This is a genomic window from Enterobacter sp. Bisph1 (assembly GCF_000814905.1).
Classification (GTDB): domain Bacteria; phylum Pseudomonadota; class Gammaproteobacteria; order Enterobacterales; family Enterobacteriaceae; genus Kosakonia.
In genome coordinates, this window is record NZ_JXAG01000049.1 from 1 (window position 1) to 24670 (window position 24670).

At 52.1% G+C, this 24670-nt stretch carries 29 protein-coding genes, 1 tRNA gene and 1 other RNA gene; 12 read left to right on the top strand and 19 right to left on the bottom strand.

What is annotated here, in order from left to right; all coding sequences use genetic code 11:
• Positions 1 to 36 precede the first annotated feature (36 nt).
• Both RW65_RS22205 and RW65_RS17190 read right to left on the bottom strand, forming a co-directional pair.
• Positions 37 to 173, bottom strand: a non-coding RNA gene (locus RW65_RS22205) — RtT sRNA.
• A gap of 46 nt (positions 174 to 219) precedes the next feature.
• Positions 220 to 307 (bottom strand) — tRNA-Ser (locus RW65_RS17190).
• Positions 308 to 568: 261 nt separating this feature from the next.
• On the opposite strand from RW65_RS17190, the gene ghrA reads away from it, so the two are divergent.
• The 4 genes from ghrA (at position 569) to RW65_RS17215 (ending at position 3482) form a co-directional block, all read left to right on the top strand.
• Positions 569 to 1507: a glyoxylate/hydroxypyruvate reductase GhrA gene (gene ghrA / locus RW65_RS17200; protein ID WP_039058026.1), complete on the top strand. Its 939-nt coding sequence runs from the start codon at positions 569 to 571 to the stop codon at positions 1505 to 1507.
• Between the two features lie 79 nt (positions 1508 to 1586).
• Positions 1587 to 2324 (top strand): phosphatase, encoded by a 738-nt coding sequence (locus RW65_RS17205; protein WP_039058027.1) that lies wholly within the window; start codon positions 1587 to 1589, stop codon positions 2322 to 2324.
• A gap of 18 nt (positions 2325 to 2342) precedes the next feature.
• Positions 2343 to 2900, top strand: a complete 558-nt coding sequence (locus RW65_RS17210; RefSeq protein WP_039058028.1) for a TorD/DmsD family molecular chaperone — start codon at positions 2343 to 2345, stop codon at positions 2898 to 2900.
• A gap of 99 nt (positions 2901 to 2999) precedes the next feature.
• A complete protein-coding gene (locus RW65_RS17215) occupies positions 3000 to 3482 on the top strand; it encodes a DUF1097 domain-containing protein (RefSeq protein ID WP_156124023.1) in 483 nt (160 codons plus the stop codon).
• A 21-nt stretch (positions 3483 to 3503) separates the two neighbouring features.
• On the opposite strand, the gene csgG is transcribed toward RW65_RS17215, so the two are convergent.
• From csgG to csgD, 4 genes are read right to left on the bottom strand one after another with little or no spacing between them, the layout of a single operon-like run.
• On the bottom strand, positions 3504 to 4337 hold the full coding sequence (gene csgG / locus RW65_RS17220) for a curli production assembly/transport protein CsgG (RefSeq protein WP_039058030.1): 834 nt from the start codon (positions 4335 to 4337) through the stop codon (positions 3504 to 3506).
• Between the two features lie 25 nt (positions 4338 to 4362).
• Positions 4363 to 4776 carry a curli production assembly/transport protein CsgF gene (gene csgF, locus RW65_RS17225; RefSeq protein WP_039058031.1) on the bottom strand — a complete coding sequence of 138 codons (414 nt, stop codon included), beginning with the start codon at positions 4774 to 4776 and terminating at the stop codon, positions 4363 to 4365.
• A 25-nt stretch (positions 4777 to 4801) separates the two neighbouring features.
• Positions 4802 to 5191 carry a curli production assembly/transport protein CsgE gene (gene csgE, locus RW65_RS17230; RefSeq protein ID WP_039058032.1) on the bottom strand — a complete coding sequence of 130 codons (390 nt, stop codon included), beginning with the start codon at positions 5189 to 5191 and terminating at the stop codon, positions 4802 to 4804.
• A gap of 4 nt (positions 5192 to 5195) precedes the next feature.
• Complete coding sequence (csgD, locus tag RW65_RS17235) at positions 5196 to 5846, bottom strand: biofilm master transcriptional regulator CsgD (protein WP_039058033.1); 651 nt, start codon at positions 5844 to 5846, stop codon at positions 5196 to 5198.
• Positions 5847 to 6433: 587 nt separating this feature from the next.
• Between csgD and csgB the strand changes: the two genes are divergently transcribed.
• The 4 genes from csgB (at position 6434) to ymdB (ending at position 8534) form a co-directional block, all read left to right on the top strand.
• Positions 6434 to 6889, top strand: coding sequence for a curli minor subunit CsgB (gene csgB, locus RW65_RS17240; protein WP_039058034.1), 456 nt, complete (start codon positions 6434 to 6436; stop codon positions 6887 to 6889).
• A gap of 42 nt (positions 6890 to 6931) precedes the next feature.
• Positions 6932 to 7378 (top strand): curli major subunit CsgA, encoded by a 447-nt coding sequence (gene csgA / locus RW65_RS17245; RefSeq protein ID WP_039058035.1) that lies wholly within the window; start codon positions 6932 to 6934, stop codon positions 7376 to 7378.
• 52 nt (positions 7379 to 7430) lie between these two features.
• A complete protein-coding gene (gene csgC, locus RW65_RS17250) occupies positions 7431 to 7754 on the top strand; it encodes a curli assembly chaperone CsgC (protein WP_039058036.1) in 324 nt (107 codons plus the stop codon).
• Between the two features lie 249 nt (positions 7755 to 8003).
• Complete coding sequence (ymdB, locus tag RW65_RS17255) at positions 8004 to 8534, top strand: O-acetyl-ADP-ribose deacetylase (protein ID WP_039058037.1); 531 nt, start codon at positions 8004 to 8006, stop codon at positions 8532 to 8534.
• A 35-nt stretch (positions 8535 to 8569) separates the two neighbouring features.
• On the opposite strand, the gene mdoC is transcribed toward ymdB, so the two are convergent.
• On the bottom strand, positions 8570 to 9718 hold the full coding sequence (gene mdoC, locus RW65_RS17260) for a glucans biosynthesis protein MdoC (RefSeq protein ID WP_039058038.1): 1149 nt from the start codon (positions 9716 to 9718) through the stop codon (positions 8570 to 8572).
• Between the two features lie 273 nt (positions 9719 to 9991).
• On the opposite strand from mdoC, the gene mdoG reads away from it, so the two are divergent.
• The 3 genes from mdoG to RW65_RS17275 all read left to right on the top strand — a co-directional run bounded on the left by mdoG (position 9992) and on the right by RW65_RS17275 (position 14352).
• Entirely contained in the window at positions 9992 to 11527 is a 1536-nt protein-coding gene (mdoG, locus tag RW65_RS17265) for a glucans biosynthesis protein MdoG (protein ID WP_156124026.1), read from the top strand.
• On the top strand, positions 11520 to 14048 hold the full coding sequence (gene mdoH / locus RW65_RS17270; protein ID WP_039058040.1) for a glucans biosynthesis glucosyltransferase MdoH: 2529 nt from the start codon (positions 11520 to 11522) through the stop codon (positions 14046 to 14048). The genes mdoG and mdoH overlap by 8 nt, the downstream gene beginning before the upstream one ends.
• A gap of 76 nt (positions 14049 to 14124) precedes the next feature.
• Positions 14125 to 14352 carry a YceK/YidQ family lipoprotein gene (locus RW65_RS17275; RefSeq protein ID WP_039058041.1) on the top strand — a complete coding sequence of 76 codons (228 nt, stop codon included), beginning with the start codon at positions 14125 to 14127 and terminating at the stop codon, positions 14350 to 14352.
• Here RW65_RS17275 and RW65_RS17280 read toward each other — a convergent pair whose 3' ends face one another.
• The 3 genes from RW65_RS17280 to RW65_RS17290 all read right to left on the bottom strand — a co-directional run bounded on the left by RW65_RS17280 (position 14353) and on the right by RW65_RS17290 (position 17210).
• The gene (locus RW65_RS17280) at positions 14353 to 14727 is read right to left on the bottom strand and encodes a MysB family protein (protein ID WP_156124027.1); all 375 of its coding nucleotides are present in this window, start codon (positions 14725 to 14727) and stop codon (positions 14353 to 14355) included. It abuts the gene before it with no gap.
• Positions 14728 to 14895: 168 nt separating this feature from the next.
• Complete coding sequence (gene mdtG, locus RW65_RS17285; RefSeq protein WP_039058043.1) at positions 14896 to 16158, bottom strand: multidrug efflux MFS transporter MdtG; 1263 nt, start codon at positions 16156 to 16158, stop codon at positions 14896 to 14898.
• Between the two features lie 131 nt (positions 16159 to 16289).
• A complete protein-coding gene (locus RW65_RS17290; RefSeq protein ID WP_039058044.1) occupies positions 16290 to 17210 on the bottom strand; it encodes a Kdo(2)-lipid IV(A) acyltransferase in 921 nt (306 codons plus the stop codon).
• A gap of 217 nt (positions 17211 to 17427) precedes the next feature.
• Between RW65_RS17290 and trhO the strand changes: the two genes are divergently transcribed.
• Positions 17428 to 18477 carry an oxygen-dependent tRNA uridine(34) hydroxylase TrhO gene (gene trhO, locus RW65_RS17295; RefSeq protein WP_039058046.1) on the top strand — a complete coding sequence of 350 codons (1050 nt, stop codon included), beginning with the start codon at positions 17428 to 17430 and terminating at the stop codon, positions 18475 to 18477.
• Between the two features lie 29 nt (positions 18478 to 18506).
• On the opposite strand, the gene RW65_RS17300 is transcribed toward trhO, so the two are convergent.
• The 9 genes from RW65_RS17300 to grxB form a co-directional block, all read right to left on the bottom strand.
• On the bottom strand, positions 18507 to 19082 hold the full coding sequence (locus tag RW65_RS17300) for a YceI family protein (protein WP_039058047.1): 576 nt from the start codon (positions 19080 to 19082) through the stop codon (positions 18507 to 18509).
• A 1-nt stretch (position 19083) separates the two neighbouring features.
• Positions 19084 to 19650 carry a cytochrome b gene (locus tag RW65_RS17305; RefSeq protein ID WP_039058048.1) on the bottom strand — a complete coding sequence of 189 codons (567 nt, stop codon included), beginning with the start codon at positions 19648 to 19650 and terminating at the stop codon, positions 19084 to 19086.
• 263 nt (positions 19651 to 19913) lie between these two features.
• The gene (locus RW65_RS22210; protein ID WP_072037789.1) at positions 19914 to 20024 is read right to left on the bottom strand and encodes a DUF2770 family protein; all 111 of its coding nucleotides are present in this window, start codon (positions 20022 to 20024) and stop codon (positions 19914 to 19916) included.
• Between the two features lie 52 nt (positions 20025 to 20076).
• Positions 20077 to 21195: an N-methyl-L-tryptophan oxidase gene (gene solA / locus RW65_RS17310; RefSeq protein ID WP_039058049.1), complete on the bottom strand. Its 1119-nt coding sequence runs from the start codon at positions 21193 to 21195 to the stop codon at positions 20077 to 20079.
• 121 nt (positions 21196 to 21316) lie between these two features.
• Positions 21317 to 21571 (bottom strand): biofilm formation regulator BssS, encoded by a 255-nt coding sequence (gene bssS / locus RW65_RS17315; protein ID WP_039058050.1) that lies wholly within the window; start codon positions 21569 to 21571, stop codon positions 21317 to 21319.
• A 278-nt stretch (positions 21572 to 21849) separates the two neighbouring features.
• Positions 21850 to 22095 (bottom strand): DNA damage-inducible protein I, encoded by a 246-nt coding sequence (gene dinI, locus RW65_RS17320; RefSeq protein ID WP_039058051.1) that lies wholly within the window; start codon positions 22093 to 22095, stop codon positions 21850 to 21852.
• Between the two features lie 75 nt (positions 22096 to 22170).
• Positions 22171 to 23214 carry a dihydroorotase gene (gene pyrC, locus RW65_RS17325; RefSeq protein WP_039058052.1) on the bottom strand — a complete coding sequence of 348 codons (1044 nt, stop codon included), beginning with the start codon at positions 23212 to 23214 and terminating at the stop codon, positions 22171 to 22173.
• 125 nt (positions 23215 to 23339) lie between these two features.
• Positions 23340 to 23900 (bottom strand): lipoprotein, encoded by a 561-nt coding sequence (locus tag RW65_RS17330; protein WP_039058053.1) that lies wholly within the window; start codon positions 23898 to 23900, stop codon positions 23340 to 23342.
• 118 nt (positions 23901 to 24018) lie between these two features.
• Positions 24019 to 24666, bottom strand: a complete 648-nt coding sequence (grxB, locus tag RW65_RS17335; RefSeq protein ID WP_039058054.1) for a glutaredoxin 2 — start codon at positions 24664 to 24666, stop codon at positions 24019 to 24021.
• Between the last annotated feature and the right edge of the window lie 4 nt (positions 24667 to 24670).

Here is a 24670-nt window from a genome sequence, read left to right on the forward strand (position 1 = left end):
AGCCCGTACTTTCGTACAGGCTCTTCTCTTAAATGATGGCGGTGAGGGGGGGATTGACTCGCTCCGCTCGCCCTGCGGGCAGCCCACTCACTGCGTGTGTGGTCTGTCCAACTGGCTGCGCCAGTTGTCGAACCCCGGTCGGGGCTTCTCATCCCCCCCGATAAGTGCGATATAAACGAAAAAAGCCCGTACTTTCGTACAGGCTCTTCTCTTAAATGATGGCGGTGAGGGGGGGATTCGAACCCCCGATACGTTGCCGTATACACACTTTCCAGGCGTGCTCCTTCAGCCACTCGGACACCTCACCACATTGTCTTCCCGCTACTGGCGGGACGGGCGCTAATGTAGGGAAAACAGGGAACGCCGTCAATGCCCTTTTTCAATAAATCAGCGCGTTTAGACAAACTTCAAACAACCTGCTTCTTAAACGTTCTGAAAACGCTTTATTTCTCGTCGCGGTACTTTCTGCCCGTGGCGCAGATGAAATTTGTTATGCTGAACGCCTACGAAAAATTCACAGATGTTCCGGTAAATAACCGGAAAGCTCACCCCCGCTTTTGGAGTTGATATGGACATTATCTTTTATCACCCCTCATTTGATCATAACGAATGGATTAACGCCTTACGTCAGGCGCTGCCGCAGGCCCGCATCCGTGTATGGACCGCGGGTGATAATGCCCACGCTGACTATGCGCTGGTGTGGCATCCGCCGGTTGAGATGCTGGCAGGCCGCAAGCTAAAAGGCGTGTTTGCCTTAGGCGCAGGCGTTGATTCGATCCTTAGCCAGCTGCAGGCGCATCCGCATATGTTGCCTGAGTCGGTTCCCCTGTACCGCCTGGAAGATACCGGAATGGGTCAACAAATGCAGGAGTACGCGGTGAGCCAGGTGCTGCACTGGTTTAGACGCTTCGATGATTATCAAGCGTTAAAACTGCAGGCGAAATGGCAACCGCTGGAGGAGTACGAACGTGAAGACTTTACTATCGGTATTCTCGGCGCGGGCGTGCTCGGCGGGAAAGTGGCTGAAAGCCTGCTCGCATGGGGTTTCCCGCTGCGCTGCTGGAGCCGCAGCCGTAAAAATCTGCCCGGCGTCACCAGTTATGCCGGTAATGAAGAGCTCAGCGAATTTCTTCATGGTACGCGCGTCCTGATTAATCTGTTGCCGTATACCCCGCAAACCGTGGGTATTATTAATATCGCATTGCTCAGCCAGCTCGCTGATAACAGCTACCTGATAAACCTTGCGCGCGGGGTGCATGTTGTTGAGAGCGATCTTCTCGCGGCGCTGGATCAAGGTAAGTTAAAAGCCGCGATGCTCGATGTCTTTAGCCAGGAACCGTTACCTGCGCAAAGCCCGCTTTGGGCGCATCCGCGCGTAGCGATGACCCCGCATATGGCGGCCACGACGCGTCGCAGCGAAGCTGTCGCATTTATTGCGCAGGCACTCCAGCGGCTGGAGCGGGGCGAAGCGGTTAGCGGGCTCGTAGACAGAACGCGCGGCTACTGACGACGCCAGCATCCGTCGTCTGTCATTAAAAATGACAATGATAACTGCTATCATGCCGTAATAACTACAGGAGTGAGTCATGTATCCCGTTGACCTGCATATGCATACCGTCGCCAGCACCCACGCTTACAGTACGCTTCACGACTATATTGCCGAGGCAAAACGCAAAGGAATCAAACTGTTTGCTATTACCGATCACGGGCCGGATATGGCCGATGCGCCGCACTACTGGCACTTCGTGAATATGCGCATTTGGCCTCGACTGGTCGATGGCGTCGGCATTTTGCGCGGTATCGAAGCGAATATTAAAAATACCGCCGGTGAAATTGACTGCACCGGCCCGATGCTGACCTCGTTAGATTTTATTATTGCCGGTTTTCACGAACCGGTCTTTCCTCCGCAGGACAAAGATACCCATACGCAGGCGATGATTGTCACCATCGCCAGCGGCAATGTCCATATGATTAGCCATCCCGGTAACCCTAAATTCGAAATTGATATTCCGGCGGTCGCCGCCGCGGCCGCTAAATATGGCGTCGCGCTGGAGATTAATAATTCGTCGTTTATTCATTCGCGTCAGGGCAGCGAGGCGAATTGTCGCGCTGTTGCCGCCGCGGTACGCGACGCTGGCGGCTGGGTTGCGTTAGGCTCAGACTCGCATACCGCTTTTTCATTAGGCGATTTTAGCGAATGCCGCAAGGTGCTGGATGATGTCAATTTTCCGGAAGATCGCATCCTGAATGTTTCACCCCGCCGGCTGCTGGATTTCCTCGAATCTCGCGGTATGCCGCCAATCGCTGAATTTGCTGAACTTTAATACTGACTGGAATCACTGATGAACGAATTTTCAATCCTCTGCCGTGTACTGGGCTCACTGTTTTATCGCCAGCCGCAAGATCCTCTGCTGGTACCGCTCTACACGTTGATACGTGAGGGGAAACTGGCAGAGAGCTGGCCGCTGGAACAGGATGAACTGCTGGAGCGCTTGCAGAAAAATTGCGATGCGCAGACGCTGGCTGCTGATTACAACGCCCTGTTTGTCGGTGATGAGTGCCGCGTAGCGCCTTATCGCAGTGCCTGGGTTGAAGGGGCGACGGAAGCGGAAGTTCGTGCATTTTTATCCAGTCGCGGGATGCCGTTGACCGATGCGCCAGCCGATCATATCGGCACGCTGTTGCTGGCGGCGTCATGGTTAGAAGACCAATCCGCAGAAGATGAAAGCGAGGCGCTGGAAATCCTGTTTGCCGATTATCTGCTGCCCTGGTGCGGGACGTTCTTTGGCAAAGTTGAAGCACATGCGACGACGCCGTTCTGGCGCACGCTGGCACCGCTGTCGCGCGATGCGATTGCCGCTATGTGGGATGAACTGCAGGAAGACGCTGACGAGCAATAGTGATTTGAATCACATTTAAAATGCAACGATGATTATTGCGTTTCAAATAGTATGCTGATGATCACATAACCGTAGCGCGCATCTGCTAAGATGCGCGCCATGAACACGCTTATCGCTATCGCAATCACGACGGGCATTCTCTCGGGTATCTGGGGCTGGGTGGCTGTCTCTCTCGGTTTATTGGGCTGGGCGGGCTTCCTTGGATGCACCGCTTATTTTGCCTGCCCGCAGGGCGGCCTGAAAGGGCTGCTGATTTCAGCCTGCACGGTGCTGAGCGGCGTTGCCTGGGCACAGGTCATTATTCACGGTTCCGCACTGGCTCCGCATCTGGATATTATCGGCTATCTGCTGACCGGCGGCGTAGCGTTTTTAATGTGCCTGCAGGCCAAAAATCTGCTGCTCTCTTTCGTGCCGGGGACCTTTATTGGCGCTTGTGCGACCTTTGCCGGGCAGGGTGACTGGCGACTGGTGTTGCCGTCGCTGGTGGTGGGATTGTTGTTTGGCTATGCCATGAAAAACAGCGGGCTGTGGCTGGCTTCGCGCCGCCCACAGCCGCTGATGAAAGAGCAGGAAAAAGCGTGACCTGACGTCACGCGTCACTTTTTACGACTCCGGCGGTACGGCCATGGTGCGGTATTTGGCCAGCACCGGATTATTACGATCCGTACCGTTTTGCAAATCCCATAATCCCCTGTCGATGCCATCGTTAATCAGCAGAATTACGCCGGTTTCAATCGCCGACATCAGGCATAGCATGACGGGTTCATTGACGGTATAGCCAATTTCGCCTTCCAGCAGCCGCTGATAATCAATAAAGCGAAACACGCCCGCCTGAACTTCATAAGAGAGAATGGTTTTGCTGGTATTGACCGATGAGAGGATCTCCCCCGTCGACACATTAATAACGCGCAGATTTACCGCTATCTGATCCAGCTGATATTGCGTATCGGCGCCAATACCGAAGTAGCGTGCGCCAACGCCGCCCGATTTTACGTTGCTCTCATAACCAATGATGGAGCCTTCCACCATAATATTCGCTGCGGTGAGGGAAGGCAGCGGAACGCGGTTATTAATCGCCACCGTGCCGTTTTCTTGCGCGGCACGAATGATTTTTCGTTCATTTAATAAATTCTGCAAACCCTGGCGCTCCAGCGGCACAAACCAGCGGGAATCTTTCAGCGCCGTGACGAGCATTGCGGTCGCGCTTTGCGGCACGGCGGTAGAAAAGTTACTTGCCGGGTAGGGCTTAAATTGACCGGTTTCGTCCTGAATATTATATACCGAGACATATATTTTCCCGGTTGGCAACGGTAGCTGTGTGAGATCCTGATAACTTTGCGCTCGCGGCAGCAGCGTTGGTTTAGCAGCTTGTCTCGGCGGCGCAGTCAGGCAACCGCTTAATAAACACACGGCGAATAAAATAAAGAGGCGCGACATAATCGTTATCCTGTTAAACGGTGGTTTAAAAATTGGTTGAACCGCTTTGTAATCCTGAAACCTGGATGGTTGACGTTCTACCGGTTTTGCGGTCGGTGACATTTAATTGCAGCTGCCCGTCTTTATTTGAAATATCGACAATAAAGTCACTGGTTACCATGCGTCCTGGTTTCCCGGTATTTATATTGGTCAGCAGCCCGCCTAAAATTTGCGATTGTATGGCCTGGGTAAAATTATCCAGCGCCGAGGGGGTTTCAGGAGCGTAATCGTTATAACTCGGGTCTTTATAGGAGTTCTGTGCCTGCGCGCTATTTAATAGAAATGCACCATTATTCGGGTTACCGCCGAAATTAGGATTACGAAACTGGAAAGTCATGTTTCCCGCAAAGCTCGCAGGGGCAATAATCAACAGCGCAACCAGGGTATATACGCTACGCATAATAGTCTCCGGAATTTAACGTTTTTTAGAATTCGTCACTTGCCAAATCACCGACACTCAGCAACGCTTGATTTATTTGCAGGTGATCGAGCGCTTGCTGGGTTTGCGCCAGCGCGAGTTCAACATTTTTCTCAAAGTCACGATGCGTCGGGAAAAGAAAGGTCTGGTAAACGACGGTCTGATTTACGGATATCGTTATCCAGCTTCCCCAACGAGCGCTTGGCCGTTCATTTATGGTTAAATTCCCTTTCCAGCTACTTTCCCACTTATCACTGAAGGCACGATAGAATACGTGGCCTACAGACGAGACGGTGTGATCGGTTAAAAGCCCCGGTACTTCGACTTCCACAGCCGACACATTAAAGCAGGCGAGCAGCAAAGAGGCTGCCGCCAGATTACACCAGCAGCGTTTCATAATATTAACGCCTGAGATTATCGTTGGCCCACGAGACGGCCTGGGTACGGTTTTTAACCGCTATCTTCCTGAAAAGATTATAAAGATGGGTTTTGACCGTGTTTTCGCTAATAAACAACGAACGGGCGATTTCATTATTTGACGCGCCCACGCGCAGTTTATTAAGGATCTCTTTTTCGCGATGAGTAAGCAGTGCCGATTCAGTACTGTAGAAGCGGTAGTTGCCGGCATGGCTAATCAGATAGCTCGCCAGCTTCTGCGAGAAATAGTACTCCCCACGTTGCACCCCTTTTAACCCCTCAACCAGCTGATTTCTGTCCTCAGAGATGTAGAATACGCCGGTAATATTCGGCCAGTTCTCGATCTCCTGGAATGGATAGTCCGCGGGGGTATTCATTAGTAAAAGCTTAAGCTCCGCATTTTTCTGCGACAATATATTCTGCCACTGCTGAATAAGCTTTTTATCGGCATCCATCATATCGAATAAAACAATACTCAGTGCCGGTACGTCATCGAGAGGTCGTTGAATATTTTGCAGTTTTCCTGGCAACGCCAGCGTAAATTTTAAGTGCTGCAAAAGTGCCGTTGCCTGTAATGATGGTTTTGTGATTAACAATAGCATTGAAATAGATGAACTTTGGACTTCATAAAACATGATGAAACCCCGTGTAATTGTTTTATATTCATCAATTTTACCCCCGGTAATTAACCAGGGAAACTGGGATAGTGATGGATGCACTTTTCAGTGTTCAGGAATAAGTACTCAGCCCGGGTAAGGGAAAGTAATACAAAATAATGAGTGCAGCGGATTTAATCTAACGCTTGCCAATCTTAAAGCAAGTGTTAATCATGTAACAAGATGTAAAATTAAATTTTAAAATGTTATTTTTGTGCCGAAGTAAGTAAATATTCCTGGTGCAAAGAGGGCGTGCAATGCTAAGGGTAATCGTTTAAATAGTCATTACTTACAATGATATAGCGATATTTTGACTCAAGCTTAACATCACAAAATGGAGGGGTTAACAGCCTGCAGCGTTAAGTAAGGTTTAAAACCAGGCGGTAAGGAATTAAGAAAAATCATCTTTTGAAACGCTAATTAGAACCCTTAAAAAAGAGAGGCTTCATACTTTATAGTGATCCGTCTAATAAAAATCCTACTTGCTGGTGAGATATTTTATTTTTCTTCCAGACATACTCAATTCTGCAACGAGGTATTAACAATATAAATGTGGCGGTGACAGCATGAAGAATAAAATAACCTTTATGGTGTTATCCATGCTGGTGATGCCGGGTATGGTTTTTGCGGCCGGTTATGACCTGGCAGACTCTGAATACAATCTGGCGGTAAATGAGTTGAGCCAGGTTCCTTATAATCAGTCAGCCCATATTGAACAGCATGGTCAGAGCAATAATGCGCTGATAGATCAGCGCGGTTCGAAACTATTAGGCGTTATTTCTCAAAATGGTGGAAGCAACTCAGCGCATATTAATCAGTCCGGTAGCACAAACTTTGCTTATATCGATCAAGCAGGTAGTGCGAATAGCGCGAGTATTAATCAGGACGCCTTTGGTAATAGCGCGGTCATTATTCAGAAAGGCTCGGGTAACCGGGCAGATATCACGCAGTATGGTACGCAAAAAACGGCAGTAGTGGTGCAACGACAGTCGCAGATGGCTATTCGCGTTATTCAACGTTGAAAACGACTGCGGCTTTAAATATCAATCCAATGGGGGTTTTCCATGAAACTTTTAAAAGTGGCAGCATTCGCAGCGATCGTTGTTTCAGCCGGCGCATTTGCAGGCAGCATTCCGCAGTATGGCGGTGGTCATGGTGGCGGTAGCAACAATGGCCCGCATTCTGATATGAGCATTTATCAATATGGTACGGCTAACTCTGCGGTGGCTTTACAAAGCGACGCACGTGAATCCGATCTGACCGTTCATCAGTCCGGCGTGTCAAACACCGCCGATGTTGGTCAAGGCGCTGATTCCAGTTCCATCGATCTGACCCAGAACGGCGCTCTGAACAGTGCCACCATTGACCAGTGGAACGGCCACCACTCAGATATCTCCGTGAGCCAGTATGGTGTAAGCAACGGTGCCCTGGTTAACCAGACCGCTTCTTATTCAAACGTGACGGTTCAGCAAACTGGCTTTGGTAACCACGCAACAGCTAATCAGTACTGATCTTCCGATCGGAAATAAACAGGGCTGCGGCCCTGTTTTTTTTGGAGGCGCTATGCACACTTTATTATTACTGGCGGCTTTATCCAGCCAGATAACCTTCAATACCACGCGCGACGGAGACAACTATACCATTACGCCTGTGGTGCAGATCGTCGAAGATTGTGTCTGCGAGGTACAGGTGATCACCGAGCGCGAAGGCCAGTCGGGCGTGAGCCAGAGCCGACAGCGTAATACCCTGGCGCTTGCCGCGAATAAAACCACCGAGATATCGCGTATCCGGCTAAACATTGCCGAAAATGATAACGTCAAAATCATGGTGACCGTCTCCGATGGCGAGTCGCTGCATCTTGTGCAGCAGTGGCAGCCGGAACGTTAATTTTCAGTCCCGCCTGCACAACACATTCATCTCTTTTCTGCCCAGCCGCCGCATACAACATGCTGACCTGCTAAACCTTTTTTATTCTCCCGGCGGCAAGTTCTCGTTGGATAACGCCCTTACGGTGCATTATTGCGATCGCCGTCAATTCTGCGTCTAAAGATTCGTGTTGCCGTTAGGTATGTTGCTCACGCTGTTTGCGGGTACACTTAAGCCTGTTAAGGGTTATTGAACGGCCAGGGGAAGAGAATGCAACCACGTATGCAAGTAGTGCAAGGGGATATCACCACGCTGGCGGTGGATGTTATTGTTAACGCAGCAAATCCCTCCCTGCTGGGCGGCGGCGGGGTAGATGGCGCGATTCATCGCGCTGCCGGACCAGCGTTGCTTGAAGCCTGTCGACAGGTTCGCCAACTGCAGGGCGAGTGCGCGCCAGGACATGCGGTGATTACGGCGGCGGGAAATTTACCGGCGAAGGCGGTTATCCATACGGTCGGACCGGTCTGGCGCGGCGGGGAAGAGAATGAGGCGCACCTGCTGGAGGATGCCTATCGTAATAGCCTGCAGCTTGCCGAAGCGAACGGTTATACATCCATTGCTTTTCCGGCTATCAGTACCGGCGTCTACGGTTACCCTAAAGCTGCGGCGGCAGAGATTGCCGTTAATACCGTCGCCGCGCACCTGACGCGACGACCGCAGCTTCAGCAGGTCATTTTTGTCTGTTTTGACGAGGAAATGACCCACCTTTATCAGCGCTTGCTGACGCAACAAAGCGTATAAGCGACGGCGGCTCTGGTCGTAGAGCCGTCAAAAACTTATTTGGCGTGGGCGTGACCTTTGGCGGAGTTCTGTTGCGGCTTGCCGGAAAAGAGGAAGCGCAGCAGCGGAATGCGCAGATGAATTTCATACAACAGCACGGCGATGCCGATAACAAACACCAGGCCGGTAAAGAAACCCATAAAATTAGACTCGATATGCGGCGTTATCCACGCGCCAAACAGTAACGTCAGCGGATGATGGACGAGATAGATAAACAGCGAGGCATTAACGAAGTAGCTCACGCGCGCCGACTGGAAATTAAGCAGCTTGTAGCCTAACGAAAACACCACATTGACCATCCACAGACCCAGCACCATAGTGATAACCGCTTCGGTTTCGTACATCCAGCCGTCACCGCTGCCATACCGCTGATTCAGTAAATAGGCGCCAAACGCCAGAGCGGAACCGACCATGCACCACGGCGACGGCGAGGTAAACAGCGTCTTCAAGCGCGGGTTGATAAAGGTTACTGCGCCAAGGACGAAAAACGGCAGGTAGAACAGCGTCTGCATCACCACATAATTAAACAGCGCATCGCGCAAGATATCCGGATAGAGCAGAAACACGATTCGACGAAATGCGGCCCAGGCCAGACCCGCCAGCAGGAACCACAGCGATAAGTGCGCGAAAGAAATAGTGTCCGTCAGACGGTGAGCGCGCTGTCTTAATTTTCTGAATAGCAGCATACTAACGGTGGTTAATATCACGAGGACTAATAAAAACCATAAATGGGAGATCAGCTCCCACGCCAGCGTGTTGAATTTGTCATAAATCGATAAGGTGTGCCATTGCGCGGTTTTATTTTTCACATATTGCAACATCATAAACTGCGGTAGCGTCAGCAGCGGTATAGCCGTTAGCATCGGAATACCCACGCGCTCAACGCGGATTTTCCACCAGCGCTTAAGCGGGTAACGTAAAAACAACATGTATGAAAAATAGCCGGAAATAACAAAAAACACCTGCATGCGGAAAGCATGAATGGCGTCGTTGAAAAGCGTAAGCCACCACGAGGGGAAAGTACTGTTAACATGCCACATATGGCTGGAGTAAATCAGCGATATATGAAAGGGGATCCCGAGCAGCATCAACCACGCGCGTATGGAATCCAGGAAATATTCTCGTTGGGCGGGGGCGTTGGTCATAGGACTCCGTACATTCTCAGACTTTTCGTCTTATCCATAAGACAAATAATGATTACATTCGCAACCAACCCTACACTATGTCAGATAACCTGTCTCCAGGATAAGGCTGCAAAACGATAAAGGGCGAGTTTCAAAAGCTTAATCAATAAGCCAGCCTGAAGAACAAAGCGGGGATTCAGTTGTCGGATTGCCAGAGTTTCCATTAAAATGGATCGGATCGATTTAAGCACACAAAGGGGGAAGTGCTTAGTTATTATGAAACCTAAATTACGAATGATGAAAATGCGTTGGGTAGGTGCTGCTGTTCTGTTGTCACTTTATACGTCATCAGGCTGGGCCTTTTCTATTGACGATGTCGCAAAACAGGCACAATCACTGGCCGGTAAAGGCTACGAAGCACCCAAGAGCAATTTGCCCTCTGTGTTCCGTGAGATGAAATACGCGGACTATCAGCAGATCCAGTTTAACCACGACAAGGCTTACTGGAATGCGATTAACACCCCATTTAAGCTTGAGTTTTACCATCAGGGTATGTACTTCGACACGCCGGTGAGCATCAACGAAGTGACTGCCAATACCGTGCGTAAAATTAAATACAACCCGGATTTCTTCAACTTCGGTAATGTCCAGCACGATAAAGAGACGGTTAAAGACCTCGGTTTCGCCGGTTTCAAAGTTCTGTACCCCATCAATAATAAAGATAAAAACGATGAAATCGTCAGCATGCTGGGTGCGAGCTACTTCCGCGTCATTGGCGCAGGCCAGGTGTATGGTCTCTCCGCGCGCGGTCTGGCTATCGATACCGCATTGCCGTCCGGCGAAGAGTTCCCGCGTTTTCGCGAGTTCTGGATCGAGCGTCCAAAACCGACCGACAAACGCCTGACCATTTATGCGTTGCTGGATTCCCCGCGCGCGACCGGTGCTTACCGTTTTGTGATAATCCCGGGTCGCGACACCGTGATGGATGTGCAGTCTAAAGTTTACCTGCGTGACAAAGTGGGCAAGCTCGGCGTTGCGCCGCTGACCAGTATGTTCCTGTTTGGGCCTGCGCAGCCGTCTGCGGCGACCAACTATCGCCCGGAACTGCATGATTCCAACGGTCTGTCGATGCTGGCGGGCAACGGCGAATGGATCTGGCGGCCGCTGAACAACCCGAAACATCTGGCTGTGAGCAGCTATGCGATGGAAAACCCGCAGGGCTTTGGCCTGCTGCAGCGCGGGCGTCAGTTCTCCCGCTTTGAAGATATCGATGACCGCTACGATCTGCGCCCGAGCGCGTGGGTGACGCCGAAAGGCGAGTGGGGCAAAGGTAAAGTCGAGCTGGTAGAAATTCCAACCAACGACGAAACCAACGATAACATCGTCGCTTACTGGACGCCGGATCAGCTGCCGGAACCGGGTAAAGAGATGAACTTCAAATACACCATTACCTTCAGCCGTGATGAAGACAAACTGCATGCGCCGGATAATGCCTGGGTCTTGCAGACGCGTCGCTCAACGGGGGATGTGAAACAGTCCAACCTTATCCGTCAACCTGACGGTACGATTGCGTTTGTTGTCGATTTCAACGGCCAGGAAATGAAAAAACTGCCGAAAGAAACGCCGGTAACCGCGCAAGCCAGTATTGGTGATAACGGTGAGATTGTGGAAAACACCGTTCGCTATAATCCGGTGACGCAAGGCTGGCGTTTGATGCTGCGCGTGAAAGTGAAAGATGCCAAGAAAACGACGGATATGCGCGCGGCGCTGGTCAACGCCGACCAGACCCTGAGTGAAACCTGGAGCTATCAGCTACCTGCCAATGAATAAGACAACTGAGTATATCGACGCGCTGCCGCTTTCCGATGTGGAGAAGGCGGCGTTGCCGACAGAGAGCATCCGCAGCGTGCATGAAGCGCTGGATAAAGAGCATAAGGACTGGAAGCGAGAAGATGATACGCCGCTGGGGTCTTTGACTGCCCGTCTCGAACACAGCTGGCCGAATTCTCTCGCCGAAGGGCAATTGATAAAAGATGACGAAGGACGCGCGCAGCTGCAGGCGATGCCGAAAGCGAAACGCTCTTCGATGTTTCCCGATCCCTGGCGCACGAACCCGATTGGGCGCTTCTGGGATCGGCTGCGCGGGCGCGAAGTGCCACCGCGCTACCTTGCACGTCTGACCAAAGAGGAGCAGGCGCACGAGCAGAAATGGCGTACCGTCGGCTCTATCCGTCGCTACATTCTGCTGGTGCTGACGCTGGCGCAGACCGTGGTGGCAACCTGGTATATGAAAACCATTTTGCCTTATCAGGGGTGGGCGCTGATTAACCCAACGGATATGGCGGGCCAGGATCTGTGGGTCTCCTTTATGCAGCTTCTGCCGTATGTGCTGCAAACGGGGATCCTGATTCTGTTTGCCGTGCTGTTCTGCTGGGTTTCCGCCGGCTTCTGGACGGCGCTGATGGGCTTTTTGCAGCTGCTGATTGGCCGCGATAAATACAGTATCTCGGCGTCGACGGTAGGCGATGAACCCCTGAATCCTGAGCACCGTACCGCGCTGATTATGCCCATCTGTAATGAAGATGTGGATCGCGTCTTTGCCGGTCTGCGTGCGACCTGGGAATCGGTAAAAGCCACCGGACAGCAGCAACATTTCGACGTCTACGTTCTGAGCGACAGCTACAACCCGGATATCTGCGTTGCTGAGCAGAAAGCCTGGATGGAATTGATTGCCGAAGTGCAGGGCGAAGGGCAGATTTTCTATCGTCGACGCCGCCGTCGCGTTAAACGCAAAAGCGGCAACATCGATGACTTCTGCCGTCGCTGGGGCAGCCAGTACAGCTATATGGTGGTGCTGGATGCGGACTCGGTGATGAGCGGCGAGTGTCTGACCGGGCTGGTGCGTCTGATGGAAGCGAACCCGAACGCCGGGATCATTCAGTCTTCGCCGAAAGCCTCCGGTATGGATACCCTGTACGCGCGCTGTCAGCAGTTTGCCACCCGCGTTTACGGGCCGTTGTTTACCGCCGGTCTGCACTTCTGGCAGCTGGGGGAATCCCACTACTGGGGCCACAACGCCATTATCCGCGTGAAACCCTTTATTGAGCACTGCGCCCTTGCGCCGTTGCCCGGTGAAGGCTCATTCGCCGGGTCGATCCTCTCCCACGACTTTGTGGAAGCGGCGTTGATGCGCCGTGCCGGTTGGGGCGTGTGGATTGCCTACGATCTGCCGGGATCCTATGAAGAGCTGCCGCCGAACCTGCTCGATGAGCTGAAACGCGACCGCCGCTGGTGTCACGGTAACCTGATGAACTTCCGCCTGTTCCTGGTGAAAGGGATGCACCCGGTGCACCGTGCGGTGTTCCTGACGGGCGTGATGTCCTATCTCTCAGCCCCGTTGTGGTTCATGTTCCTTGCGCTGTCGACCGCCTTGCAGGTGGTGCATGCGCTGACGGAGCCGCAATACTTCCTGCAACCGCGCCAGCTGTTCCCGGTATGGCCGCAGTGGCGTCCCGAGCTGGCGATTGCGCTGTTTGCCTCGACGATGGTACTGCTGTTCCTGCCGAAGCTGCTGAGTATCATTCTGGTGTGGTGCAAAGGGCCGAAAGAGTACGGCGGATTCCTGCGCGTCACGCTTTCGCTGCTGCTGGAAGTGCTGTTTTCCGTGCTGCTGGCGCCGGTGCGCATGCTATTTCACACGGTGTTTGTCGTCAGCGCCTTCCTCGGCTGGGAAGTGGTATGGAATTCACCGCAGCGTGACGACGACTCAACCCCGTGGGGCGAAGCCTTTATGCGCCACGGCTCGCAACTGCTGTTAGGGCTGGTGTGGGCGGTGGGCATGGCGTGGCTGGATCTGCGGTTCCTTTTCTGGCTGGCACCGATTGTCTTCTCGCTGATCCTGTCGCCGTTTGTGTCGGTGATCTCCAGCCGTTCAACGGTGGGTATGCGCACCAAGCGCTGGAAACTGTTCCTGATCCCGGAAGAGTACTCTCCGCCGCAGGTGCTGGTGGCAACAGATCAATATCTGGAGCTAAACCGTTCACGCGCGCTGGAAGATGGTTTTATGCATGCGGTGTTTAACCCATCGTTTAATGCCCTGGCAACGGCGATGGCTACCGCGCGTCACCGCGCAAGTCACGTGCTGGAAATTGCCCGCGACCGCCATGTTGAGCAGGCGCTGAACGAAACGCCAGAGAAGCTGAACCGCGATCGTCGGCTGGTGTTGTTAAGCGATCCGGTCACCCTGGCGCGCCTGCACTATCGTGTGTGGTCCGCACCGGAGAGATATCTCTCATGGGTGAGCCATTACGAAACGCTGAAACTTAATCCGCAGGCGTTAAAGGCAAAATAAGCCTGGATGCCGACATAAATGAAAATACCGGCCTGCGGGCCGGTATTTTTTTAGCTTCAGACAAAAGAGGTTGCCTGTGAAACTCATTTTAGTGGTGATAATGGCGTGCCTGCTGAGCGGCTGCGGCAGCATCATCAGCAGGACAATTCCCGGCCAGGGGCATGGCAATCAATACTATCCCGGCGTGAAGTGGGATGTACGCGACTCGGCCTGGCGCTACATTACCGTGCTGGATTTACCCTTTTCACTGGTCTTTGACACGCTGCTGTTGCCATTGGATACACAACACGGCCCCTATGAGTAATTAACGCTCGTCCCACTCATCGGCGGCTGTCTGCCCCTCTTCGGTATCAAGAGGCGGTTCGAGCTGAAATTCACCTTCGTCCCATTCGTGCAGCGTATTCTCTTCCTGCCACTCCTGGCGTATCTCTATCTCATCAAAATCACCGTCGAAAACGCTTTGCGCAGCTTCACCGCTCAACAGCGGCAGGCATTCGCCTGGTTCTTCTGCATCGGCAAAAAACTCCGCGCGCCACGCGATATCGCCGTCCTGAAGGACATACTTTTGCACATTGAATTGCTGCACGCTGATGTCGTCTTCATCCAAATCCGGATTATCGGCAATAAATAATTCCCGGGCGGCATCAATTGCTTCTGACAGCGTTGAGTAATACTCCAGTTCAGTTTCGGCCATATCATCACTCCTGAGATAACAGTAAAAAAGGTATTCACAAACCTATAGACGCTGTGTTTGCGAGCGTCAAATCTGGAATAAGTGAATGCGCATTTTCCTGTATGTACAGAAAAGGATGCTCCCTAAGCAGCGGGGGAAAAGTTATCTGGCGCGTTACTTTTTGCTGCCCACAACATTGCGTTGCGTAGCGCCGCTTTCGGTTACCGGCGCGCTACGAGCGCGGCGCTGCAGGCTGAACCACGAATAGATAGCGTTAAACATGACCACGCCGGCGGTAACGCAAAATACTGCGCGAAAACCGTAGCTGGCCGATACCGCCGCACCCAGTAAAGGCCCGGTCACATTGCCTATATCACGAAATGACTGGTTATAACTGAATATGCGCCCGGCAATCTGATTGGTGGAGTTATACACCAACAGGGTTTGGACCACGGGAAGCAGCGCACCGTCGGCAGCGCCGAGCAGGAATCGTAAAATACCGAGCTGCCATGGGTTTTGTACCAGCGACATCGGCAGCAGTAACAGGACCGAAAGGAGCAAAGCCACAATAAGGATTTTTTCCGGTCCGATTCGGTCCCCAAGCTTGCCCAAACGAGGCGCACTGAGCAGCGCGGCGACGCCGGGCACGGAGGCAATCATGCCGCTAATAAACGCAATATTGCTGACGTTACCCGCCAGTTCCCGGACATACAGCGTCAGAATCGGGGCGATAGAGCCTGTCGACACCTGAATGATCAGCGAAGTAATAAACAGACTCAACACCAGCCTGGGGTTTTTCAGCGAGGCGAAAACCTCTTTGAAGTGCAACATTTCGCGCCGGGTAACGGGAGTAAAGTTTTCGCGGATGCAGACCAGCGTCAGGAGGAAGCAGAGAAACAGTACGGAAGCGGTAATAAAAAAGACCATCCGCAAGCCCCAGCTATCCGCCAGCAATCCTCCGGCCATCGGCCCCAGCAGCGCGCCGCTAACGGCACCTGTCGACAGCGTGCCCAGCGCCCAGCCGCTTTTATTCCGCGGTATTTGCGTGGCAATCAGGGCATTGGCGTTGGGGACAAAACCGCCGAGTAAACCGAGCAGCGCCCGCAGCATCAACAGCTGCCAGACGTTATTCGCTAAGCCCATCAGCGCCATCACAATGGCCATACCGAGTGCGGAGCGGAGCAACATGATTTTGCGCCCTTTACGGTCGGCAAGACCGCCCCAGAAGGGCGAGGCCACAGCGGAGAAGAGAAAGGTAATACTGAACACTAAACCGGACCACATATTAAGCGCGCCGGGATCGGTAATGCCGAGCTGTTCGATATAGAGGGGTAAAAAGGGCATCACCAGGCTGAACGCCGCGCCGGTGAGAAAGCAGCCAAACCACACTACGGTGAGATTACGCTTCCAGTTTATTGGGGCATCAGAGAGTGACATAACCGTCCATATCAGCACACATTTCTTTAATAAGCAGGCTAATTATGGGCGCAGGAGTGGATTGCCGCAATCTACGGGCGCAGTTTTGTGTGACAAAAATAAGCCCGCATCTTTGCGGGCTCGTTGCCGACTCAGTAGCGAGAAGGAACACCTTCCGGGCGCGTTTTAAAGCGCCGGTGCAGCCACATATACTGCTCGGGTGCCATCATAATGCAGCGCTCAACCACTTTATTCATCCAGGCAGCGGTGGTTTCCGCGTCGTCCAGCGGCGGCGAACACTCCGGCTCCAGCATGATCAGTTCGTAACCTTTGCCACCCGGTTTACGGCGCGGGACAAACGGTACAATACACGCCTGCGACATGCGCGCCAGCATCCACGTACCGGAGGTGGATGCCGCGTGATCAACGGCAAAGAACGGCACAAAGACGCTGGCGCGCGGGCCGTAGTCATGATCGGGTGCGTACCACACCACATCGCCGGCTTTCAGAGCGCGGATCATGCCTTTGAGATCTTTACGGTCGATCATGCTCTTATTGGAACGCATGCGCCCCCAGGTTTGTAGCAGATCGATAACCGGATTGTCATTCGGCCGATAGACGCCGATCCCCGGCTCGTTAAGGCCAAACATGCGGGCACCAATTTCCAGCGTCAGAAAATGTACGCCGATCAGCAAAATACCGCGCCCCTGCGCTTGCACCTGTCTGACAAAGTCAAAATCGATGACCTCCATCCAGCGGCGCATACGGCGATCGGACCAGAACCAGGCCATCCCGGTTTCGATTAATCCCATACCGACAGATTCGAAATTTTTCGTCAACATTTGCTGACGCTGGGCGTCGCTCATCTGCGGAAAACAGAGTTCCAGGTTGCGCTGCGCGATACGGGCGCGCCGTTTCATCAGGCGTTGGGCCAGAAAACCGACACCACAACCGAGGCGGTAGAGCAGGGGATAGGGAAGTTGAACTACTAACCACAGCAGGCCGACTCCACACCACAGCGCCCAAAAGCGCGGATGAAGCAGCGATGCTGAAAACTTAGGTAAATGCGTCATGACTGTCCTGTTTTGAGCAACAATACCTTGTATTCTCGCATTTTTTTCGGAATTTACCAAAATCAGGCCGCACAAAATGCCCGTTTTGTCAGGAATTGTAACGCAGTAATCGTTAGAATTAGACAAAATGTAGCGCAAATTGTGTGGATGTAAATTGTCACTAATTGCTTTATGATGCCGCCCTTTTCACTCTTTATCATTGCAGGACACGTACACCATGCCAGTGTTACACAACCGCATCTCAAATGATGAACTGAAGGCGCGGATGCTCGCGGAAACTGAACCGCGCGTCACCGTCTCGTTCTATAAATATTTTACGATTACCGACCCCAAAGCGACCCGCGACGCGCTCTACCAGACGTTTACCCAACTGAAGGTATTTGGCCGTATTTACTTGGCCCATGAAGGCATTAATGCGCAGGTTAGCGTGCCGCAAAGCCGATTCGACGCTTTTCGTGCGGCGCTTTACGCCTGGGATCCGGCCCTTGATGGGGTGCGTTTAAATATCGCCATTGACGATGACGGTAAATCGTTCTGGGTGCTGCGCATGAAGGTCCGTGAGCGGATTGTTGCCGACGGCATCGACGATGAGAGTTTTGATGCCAGCGATGTTGGTGATTATCTGAAAGCGGCACAAGTGAATGCCATGCTCGACGATCCCGAGGCGATTTTTATCGATATGCGTAATCACTATGAATACGAAGTCGGTCACTTCGATGGCGCGCTGGAGATCCCGGCCGATACCTTCCGCGAACAGCTGCCGAAAGCGGTTGAGATGATGCAGGAGCATAAAGATAAGAAGATCGTTATGTACTGTACCGGCGGCATCCGCTGCGAAAAAGCGAGCGCGTGGATGAAGCATAATGGCTTCAATAAAGTGTGGCATATCGAAGGCGGCATTATTGAGTACGCGCGCCGTGCGCGTGAACAGGGCTTACCGGTGCGCTTTGTCGGTAAAAACTTTGTGTTCGACGAGCGGATGGGCGAACGTATCTCCGAGGATGTGATTGCCCATTGCCATCAGTGCGGCGCGCCCTGCGATGCGCACACTAATTGTCGTAATGACGGCTGTCATTTGCTGTTTATCCAGTGCCCGGCGTGCGCAGAGAAATTTAATGGCTGCTGCAGCGAACTGTGTAAAGAAGAGAGCGGACTGCCGGCAGAAGAGCAGCGTAAACGCCGCGCCGGACGCGAGAATGGCAATAAAATCTTTAATAAATCCCGCGGACGTCTGAATACAAAACTGGGCATTCCTGACCCGGAATAAACAGGAGAGGGGCAACCCTCTCCCTCGTTTTATTTCTGACGAACGCCTTCGACGGAAATAATCAGCTCAACATCCTGCGATGCCGGTCCCAGATCGGTGGTGATGTTGAAATCCTTCAGCTTAATCTTGGCGGACGCTTCAAAACCGGCGCGCACGCCGCCCCACGGATCATCGCCCTGGCCGATCATTTTCGCCGCCAGCACCACCGGTTTGGTCACACCATTCAGCGTCAGATTGCCGTTGATATCCAGCCCGCCAGCGGTTTTTTTCACGTCTGTGGAGGTAAAGGTCGCCTGCGGGAATTTGGTCACGTTAAGAAACTCCGCGCTGCGCAGGTGCTTATCACGTTCCGCATGGTTGGTATCCACGCTGGTGGTATTAATGGTGACGTTCACTTTGTCCGTCGCCGGGTTGCTTTCATCGAAGCTAAAGCTGCCGTCGAAATCGCGAAACGTGCCATATAACCAGCTGTAACCCAGGTGCTGGATGCGGAAATTCACAAAGGCGTGCTGTCCCTCTTTATCAATTTTATAGTCCGCGGCGAGAGCGGAACCGGTGGTAAACAGCAGCGAGGCGAGCGCGAGTCCCGGCAGGATTTTCTTCATATTATGCTCCAGAGTCAGGTGACGATTTTCCCAGCATGCGCTTGAGAGTGGCGTCTTTATCGATGAAATGGTGTTTAAAGGCCGCAAGGCCATGCAGGACGGAGAGTACAACCACGGTCCATGCCAGCCAGAGATGAATATTGCCCGCCAGATCGGCCTGGGAACCCGCATCGGCAAGCGTCGCGGGTATATCGAACAGGCCAAATACGCTGATGGGTTTGCCGTCGGCGGTTGAGATCAAATAGCCGCTAAAAAGAATGCCGAACAGCAGCAGATAGAGGGCAATATGGGCCGACAGGGCAGCAACATGGGTCAAACGCGAATAACTGGCGAGCGGCCCCGGCGGCGGAGAAATAAAGCGCCAGATAACGCGAAAAAAAAGCCCCAGCATCAGTAAGACACCAATACTTTTATGCAGCTCCGGCCCTTTATGATACCAGCCGTCGTAATAGCTCAGCGTAACCATCCACAGACCTAAGGCAAACATACCGTAAACGACAATAGCCATCAGCCAGTGCAGGGCAACGGAAATGACGCCGTAGCGTTCAGGTGAATTGCGTAATGGCATAATTATTAAGCACGGTTAATAAGAGGTGAAATTAAAATGGCGGGAGGAAAAGAATATTGCAACTCAAAAAGTTGTGTAAGCTATAAATATCTTTTCTCTATCAAAAATATTGATTGTTATATGCGAAATCTGTTCAGGATTATAGTTTATAAGATATAGACATGCTGTTTTTGTGGGATTTTATGGACATTGTCGGTGTTCAAATATTTAGATTAAATAATTTATTTTTATAAATTAATGTCAATTTTCGTCAATTTTCAACGCTACCATATAATATAAATAATATCGATTAAGGCAATAAGTAACCAAAGGACAATATATAACATGAGATGTTCACGCACGTTATTAATTAAATAATCGAACAGACGCCGCATACTCTCTCCGCATTAAGTGAATAGGCGACCCCAACAGGAGGTCGCCACGGGATTATCCAGTAAAGCGGGCGAGAGAAAAGGGCTGTAAATCAACGTTGCTGCTTTTTCCCTGGGCAAATTCTGCAGCAATTTCACCCAGCACCGGTGCGAACTTAAAGCCGTGTCCGCTCAGCCCGGTAATAATCAGGGTATCGGGATGGCCTGCAAGGGTGTCAATGATAAAGTCCTCATCGGGCGAGTTATCGTAGGTGCAGGATGCGCCATACAGACAGCCGCCAATGCCGGGTAGAAACTGGCGCAGAAAAGCAAAACACTCTGAACCATCGCCGGGTTCCTCGCCGAACGGTGTACGCTGTTGTGCGTCGCTGATGAGCTGCCCGCCGTTGTGACGGCCGATTTTTAGCTCATTCTCCACCGCCGGGAAGCCGTAATACTGGTCTCCATTGGGCATTTCACCGGTGAACGCCGGGAAATTGTTTTTTGTGCTGTAGCGCCCATCGGCCTGGAACCAGGCAAACACTTTGCGAACCGGTTGAATGGGTAGCTCAGGCAGCAGTTTTTGTACCCATGTACCTGCGCTGACGAGGACTTTGTTACCGTGAAATGTGCCCTCCTGGGTATCGATACTTACGCCATCTTCATGATGATGTAAGGCGGTTACCGGACAGTTGAACAACTGGGCGCAGCCCGCCTCTTTTGCCAGGCGGATCCAGGTCTTCACTGCCAGCTCGCTACGCAGCACGCCGGAGTTGGATTCAAACAGCCCGATATAATTCTCGGGTACGCGAATCTCCGGCCAGCGCGCCATCAGCCCGGCAGCGTCCAGTTTTTCCACATTCAACTGCCACTGCGCAGCGCTTTGGGCGACATTCGCCAGAAAAGCAGAATCGGCAGGGCCGATATTGATAACGCCGGTCTTTTCAAACACCGCTTCGCCGCTGTCGGTAGCCAACCGATCCCAGAGCTGCTGTGCACGGAGTACCAGCGGGACATATTTTTCCCCTTCACCGTAGGCGTGGCGAATCAAGCGCGTATCGCCATGGTGGCTTCCTTGCTGGTGCGGCGGTAAATGCGCGTCGGTCATCAGCACCTTGAGCCCGCTTCGGGTGGCGTAATAGCCCGCCGCCGCGCCGACAGAGCCGCTGCCAATAATGATCAAATCGTATTTCATGGGGATATTCTCCAGGCAAAAGCGTGTTCAGGAGGGTAAATAAGCAGGGGACGTTATACAAGGGGGAAAAACAAGAAAGGCACCGCAAGGGTGCCTGTAGAGTCTTGTGTAAACATTATGACTAATGTCTGCGATACTCATCTTTCTGATAGTCGCCAGATTCAATCTTGGCGATGCCCGCTTCCAGTATCGAGATAAACTGGCGGGCAACATCGGTCGTTAACCACAACGTCTGGCCGACTTCGGTCTCTTCCTGAGCGGCTCTGTTTGGGGTCTGGTAATGCAACCGGAGCATCAGTGCGTCGTAACTATCCACGGTGCTGATGTCCCATCCGACCAGTGGATGGGTCTGGATGACTTCATTATTCTTTACCATCATAACCCCCTTTCTTGGCGTGTTTAATTCGACAACGACTCTTGAGGTTCAATGCGTGTTTTATTTGAAGCCTTTTCAGTATACCAACAACTGAGGTAGCAGATCGAATAAATAAACACTCTGCAACATGTTTTTTCGGCGGTTAGATTTTTTTGGCGTAACAAGAAAGGAAGATAAGCTCTTATTTTCACTGATAAAGCGAAGTAATAAGTGCTTGATTAAAAAAGCAACAAAAAAAGCCGGGGCGACCCGGCAATAAGCACAAACTTAAAGAGAAATTAGTCGGTGATAAACCAGTCGTCGGCGCTTTCCCAGGTTTCTTGCAAAATTTCGGTTATGCGATCTTTATCTTCTTTTGCACCGCCCAATACCGACAGATTATTTGCGGCGGCATAGCGAACCGTAATTGTATTTTCACGATCGGTATAAAAGCTGTTCACACGGCGAGATAACTCGCCCGCCAGTGCGTCTACAGCGCCCGGCGGTAAGGTGGTGGTTTTGGCGATAGTCACTTCAATGCGCATAATATCCCCCTGTGTAATTTACTGTATGTTTATACAGTTAAACGCAAGGCTTTACAACAGGGGGAGATAAATTATTTAGCCCTTTACGCGCCAGCGGACAGTTTCGCCAGCAAGGAAGGGTACCAGCGCATCATCCGTTAACGCGATTGTTTCGGGCACCGGGCTTTCTTCGCGCACCAGTTCGATAAACGTCTCGTTCAGCGGTAAGCCGTAGAAGCGGGGTCCATTGACGGAGCAGAACGCCTCAAAATGCTGCAGCGCATTCATCTCTTCAAACACGGTGGCGTAGCTGCCAAGGGCGGTAGGCGCATTGAAACAGCCTGCGCAGCCACAGCTGGCCTCTTTACGATGGCGCGCATGGGGCGCAGAGTCAGTGCCGAGAAAGGCGCGGGCGAAACCACTGGCGACCAGTTCACGCAGCGCCTGCTGGTGAACATTACGCTTCAGGATCGGCAGGCAGTAAAGATGCGGGCGAACACCGCCAACCAGCATATGGTTACGGTTAAACATCAGATGCTGAGGCGTAATGGTCGCCGCCAGTAGTTCGTTACCTTCGCGCACGTAATCTGCCGCATCTTTGGTCGTAATATGTTCAAACACCACTTTCAGCCCCGGCAGGCGCTGACGCAAGGGTTCCATTACGGTGTCGATAAACTGCGCTTCACGATCGAAAATATCGATCTCCGCGTGCGTCACTTCGCCATGTACCAGCAGCGGCATGCCGAGTTTTTCCATGCGCTCCAGCACCGGCATTATCGCATCAATGCTGGTGACGCCATGACTGGAGTTGGTCGTTGCATTAGCCGGGTAGAGCTTCGCGGCGGTGAAAACCTGTTGATTAAAACCGCGTTCGACTTCATCGGCGCTCAGGCTATCCGTCAGGTAGCAGGTCATTAATGGCGTAAAATCATGCCCGGCGGGTACGGCGTCGAGAATACGCTGGCGGTAGGCGATAGCCGCGTCTACGGTGGTTACAGGAGGAGCAAGGTTCGGCATGACGATGGCGCGGGCGTAAGTTTTGCTGGTCCACGGCACCACGGTTTTTAACATATCGCCATCACGTAAATGGACGTGCCAGTCGTCAGGACGGCGGATTTTTAAAACCTGGGGTTGGGTCATTGGAGTGCTCCGGCTGGTGAGAAACAGGCGTTTTTTGCCGGGCACTAAGAATAAGCGGAAACGTTTTCCTTTGCATCCCTTTCCTGTAAAAAGCAGCAAAAAAGGGCGTTAAAACGCCCTGGTCTTTAATCCGTGAGAGGAATAACAATCTCGCCCGGTTTAACCTCAATGCCTTTGGCATATTTCTTTGCCAGCGCCTCGCCTTTGCTGCTGTCCTCTTTCAGGACATAAGCCGGGCGTTGATTAAAATAGTTGCGCAGGGACTGATTGAGATAAGGCATCAGGGTTTGTAACACGCTCTGCATTTTTTCGGGGGTGACGGTTGAGTCCACCACTTCCATCTCTTGCAGATAAATCGCGCCTTTCTGTTTATCAAATACCGGTAACGCTTTCAGCTTCAGCTTGATAGTGGCTTTCTGATTACCAAAAAGCGAGTTCATATCCAGGTTAGCATCGCCCGTCAGGGTCACTTTATTAGGTTCTTCACGGCCGATTGCCGCCGCCAGGTTAGTGAGCACGATATGGGCATCCGCAAGGCCGGGAACGCCAATATCTTTGGCGAAATCATTACGCTTTTGTAACGCCTGGTTAATCTCCTGCTCGCTGATGGAATATTGGGTCAATTGATTGCATCCCACCAGCACGCCGCTCAACAGAAAGAGTGCGGCAAAAATAATTTTCTTCATGAATTCCTCAACGTAATGCCATACCTGATGCAGGGCATAGCATGCGATACACACCGGAGAAAGGCCAGCGGAAAAAGCTGAAAGGCGGGACGGAAACGAGCGCTTCCGTCCCGGCAGGTTAAATAGCCATTGATGACAGCAAATTGATTTGCGTCTGTTTCGCCATATTATCGCGGTAATCCGCTACCCGGCTTGGCCAGGTGATACCGCTGACAATGGTGAGGTTACGCAACAGCGGGAAGAGCTGAATATCATCTTCGGAAAGCTCACCGTTGACCGCGTTGGGTTGCACAATCAGCTTATCGAGGGCGCGTAAATCGTCGCTGATATTTTTCGCTAAACCCGTTGAGTGGGCGAGATGCCCGGCAAAGTCACCGATCGCCGCCTCTTTTTTGCTAACAAAAGCAGCGCGCGCCTGCGGCGTGGAAAATTCAGCAAACGCCGACTTTGCGAAGCGCGGGAGCAACAGCCGGTTGACATAGCCATTCACCTTGCGCAGCCACTCTTCCAGTTTCGGGTTTCGCTTGCCCGTAAGGAGCGGTTTGCCGTCGAGTTTATCGACATAGTGAACAATATCCATGCTTTCGGGTAGATAACGGCTATCGTCTTTTTGCAGGATTGGCACCATCTTCTGGCCAATCATTTTTGTCGGGGTGGCTTCGTCATCGCTGAGCAAAGTGTTGAGTTCGACAGGGATATTTTTGAGGCCGAAAATCATGCGGGCTTTCACGCAGAACGGGCAATGTTCGTAAATGTAAAGTTTCACGTTT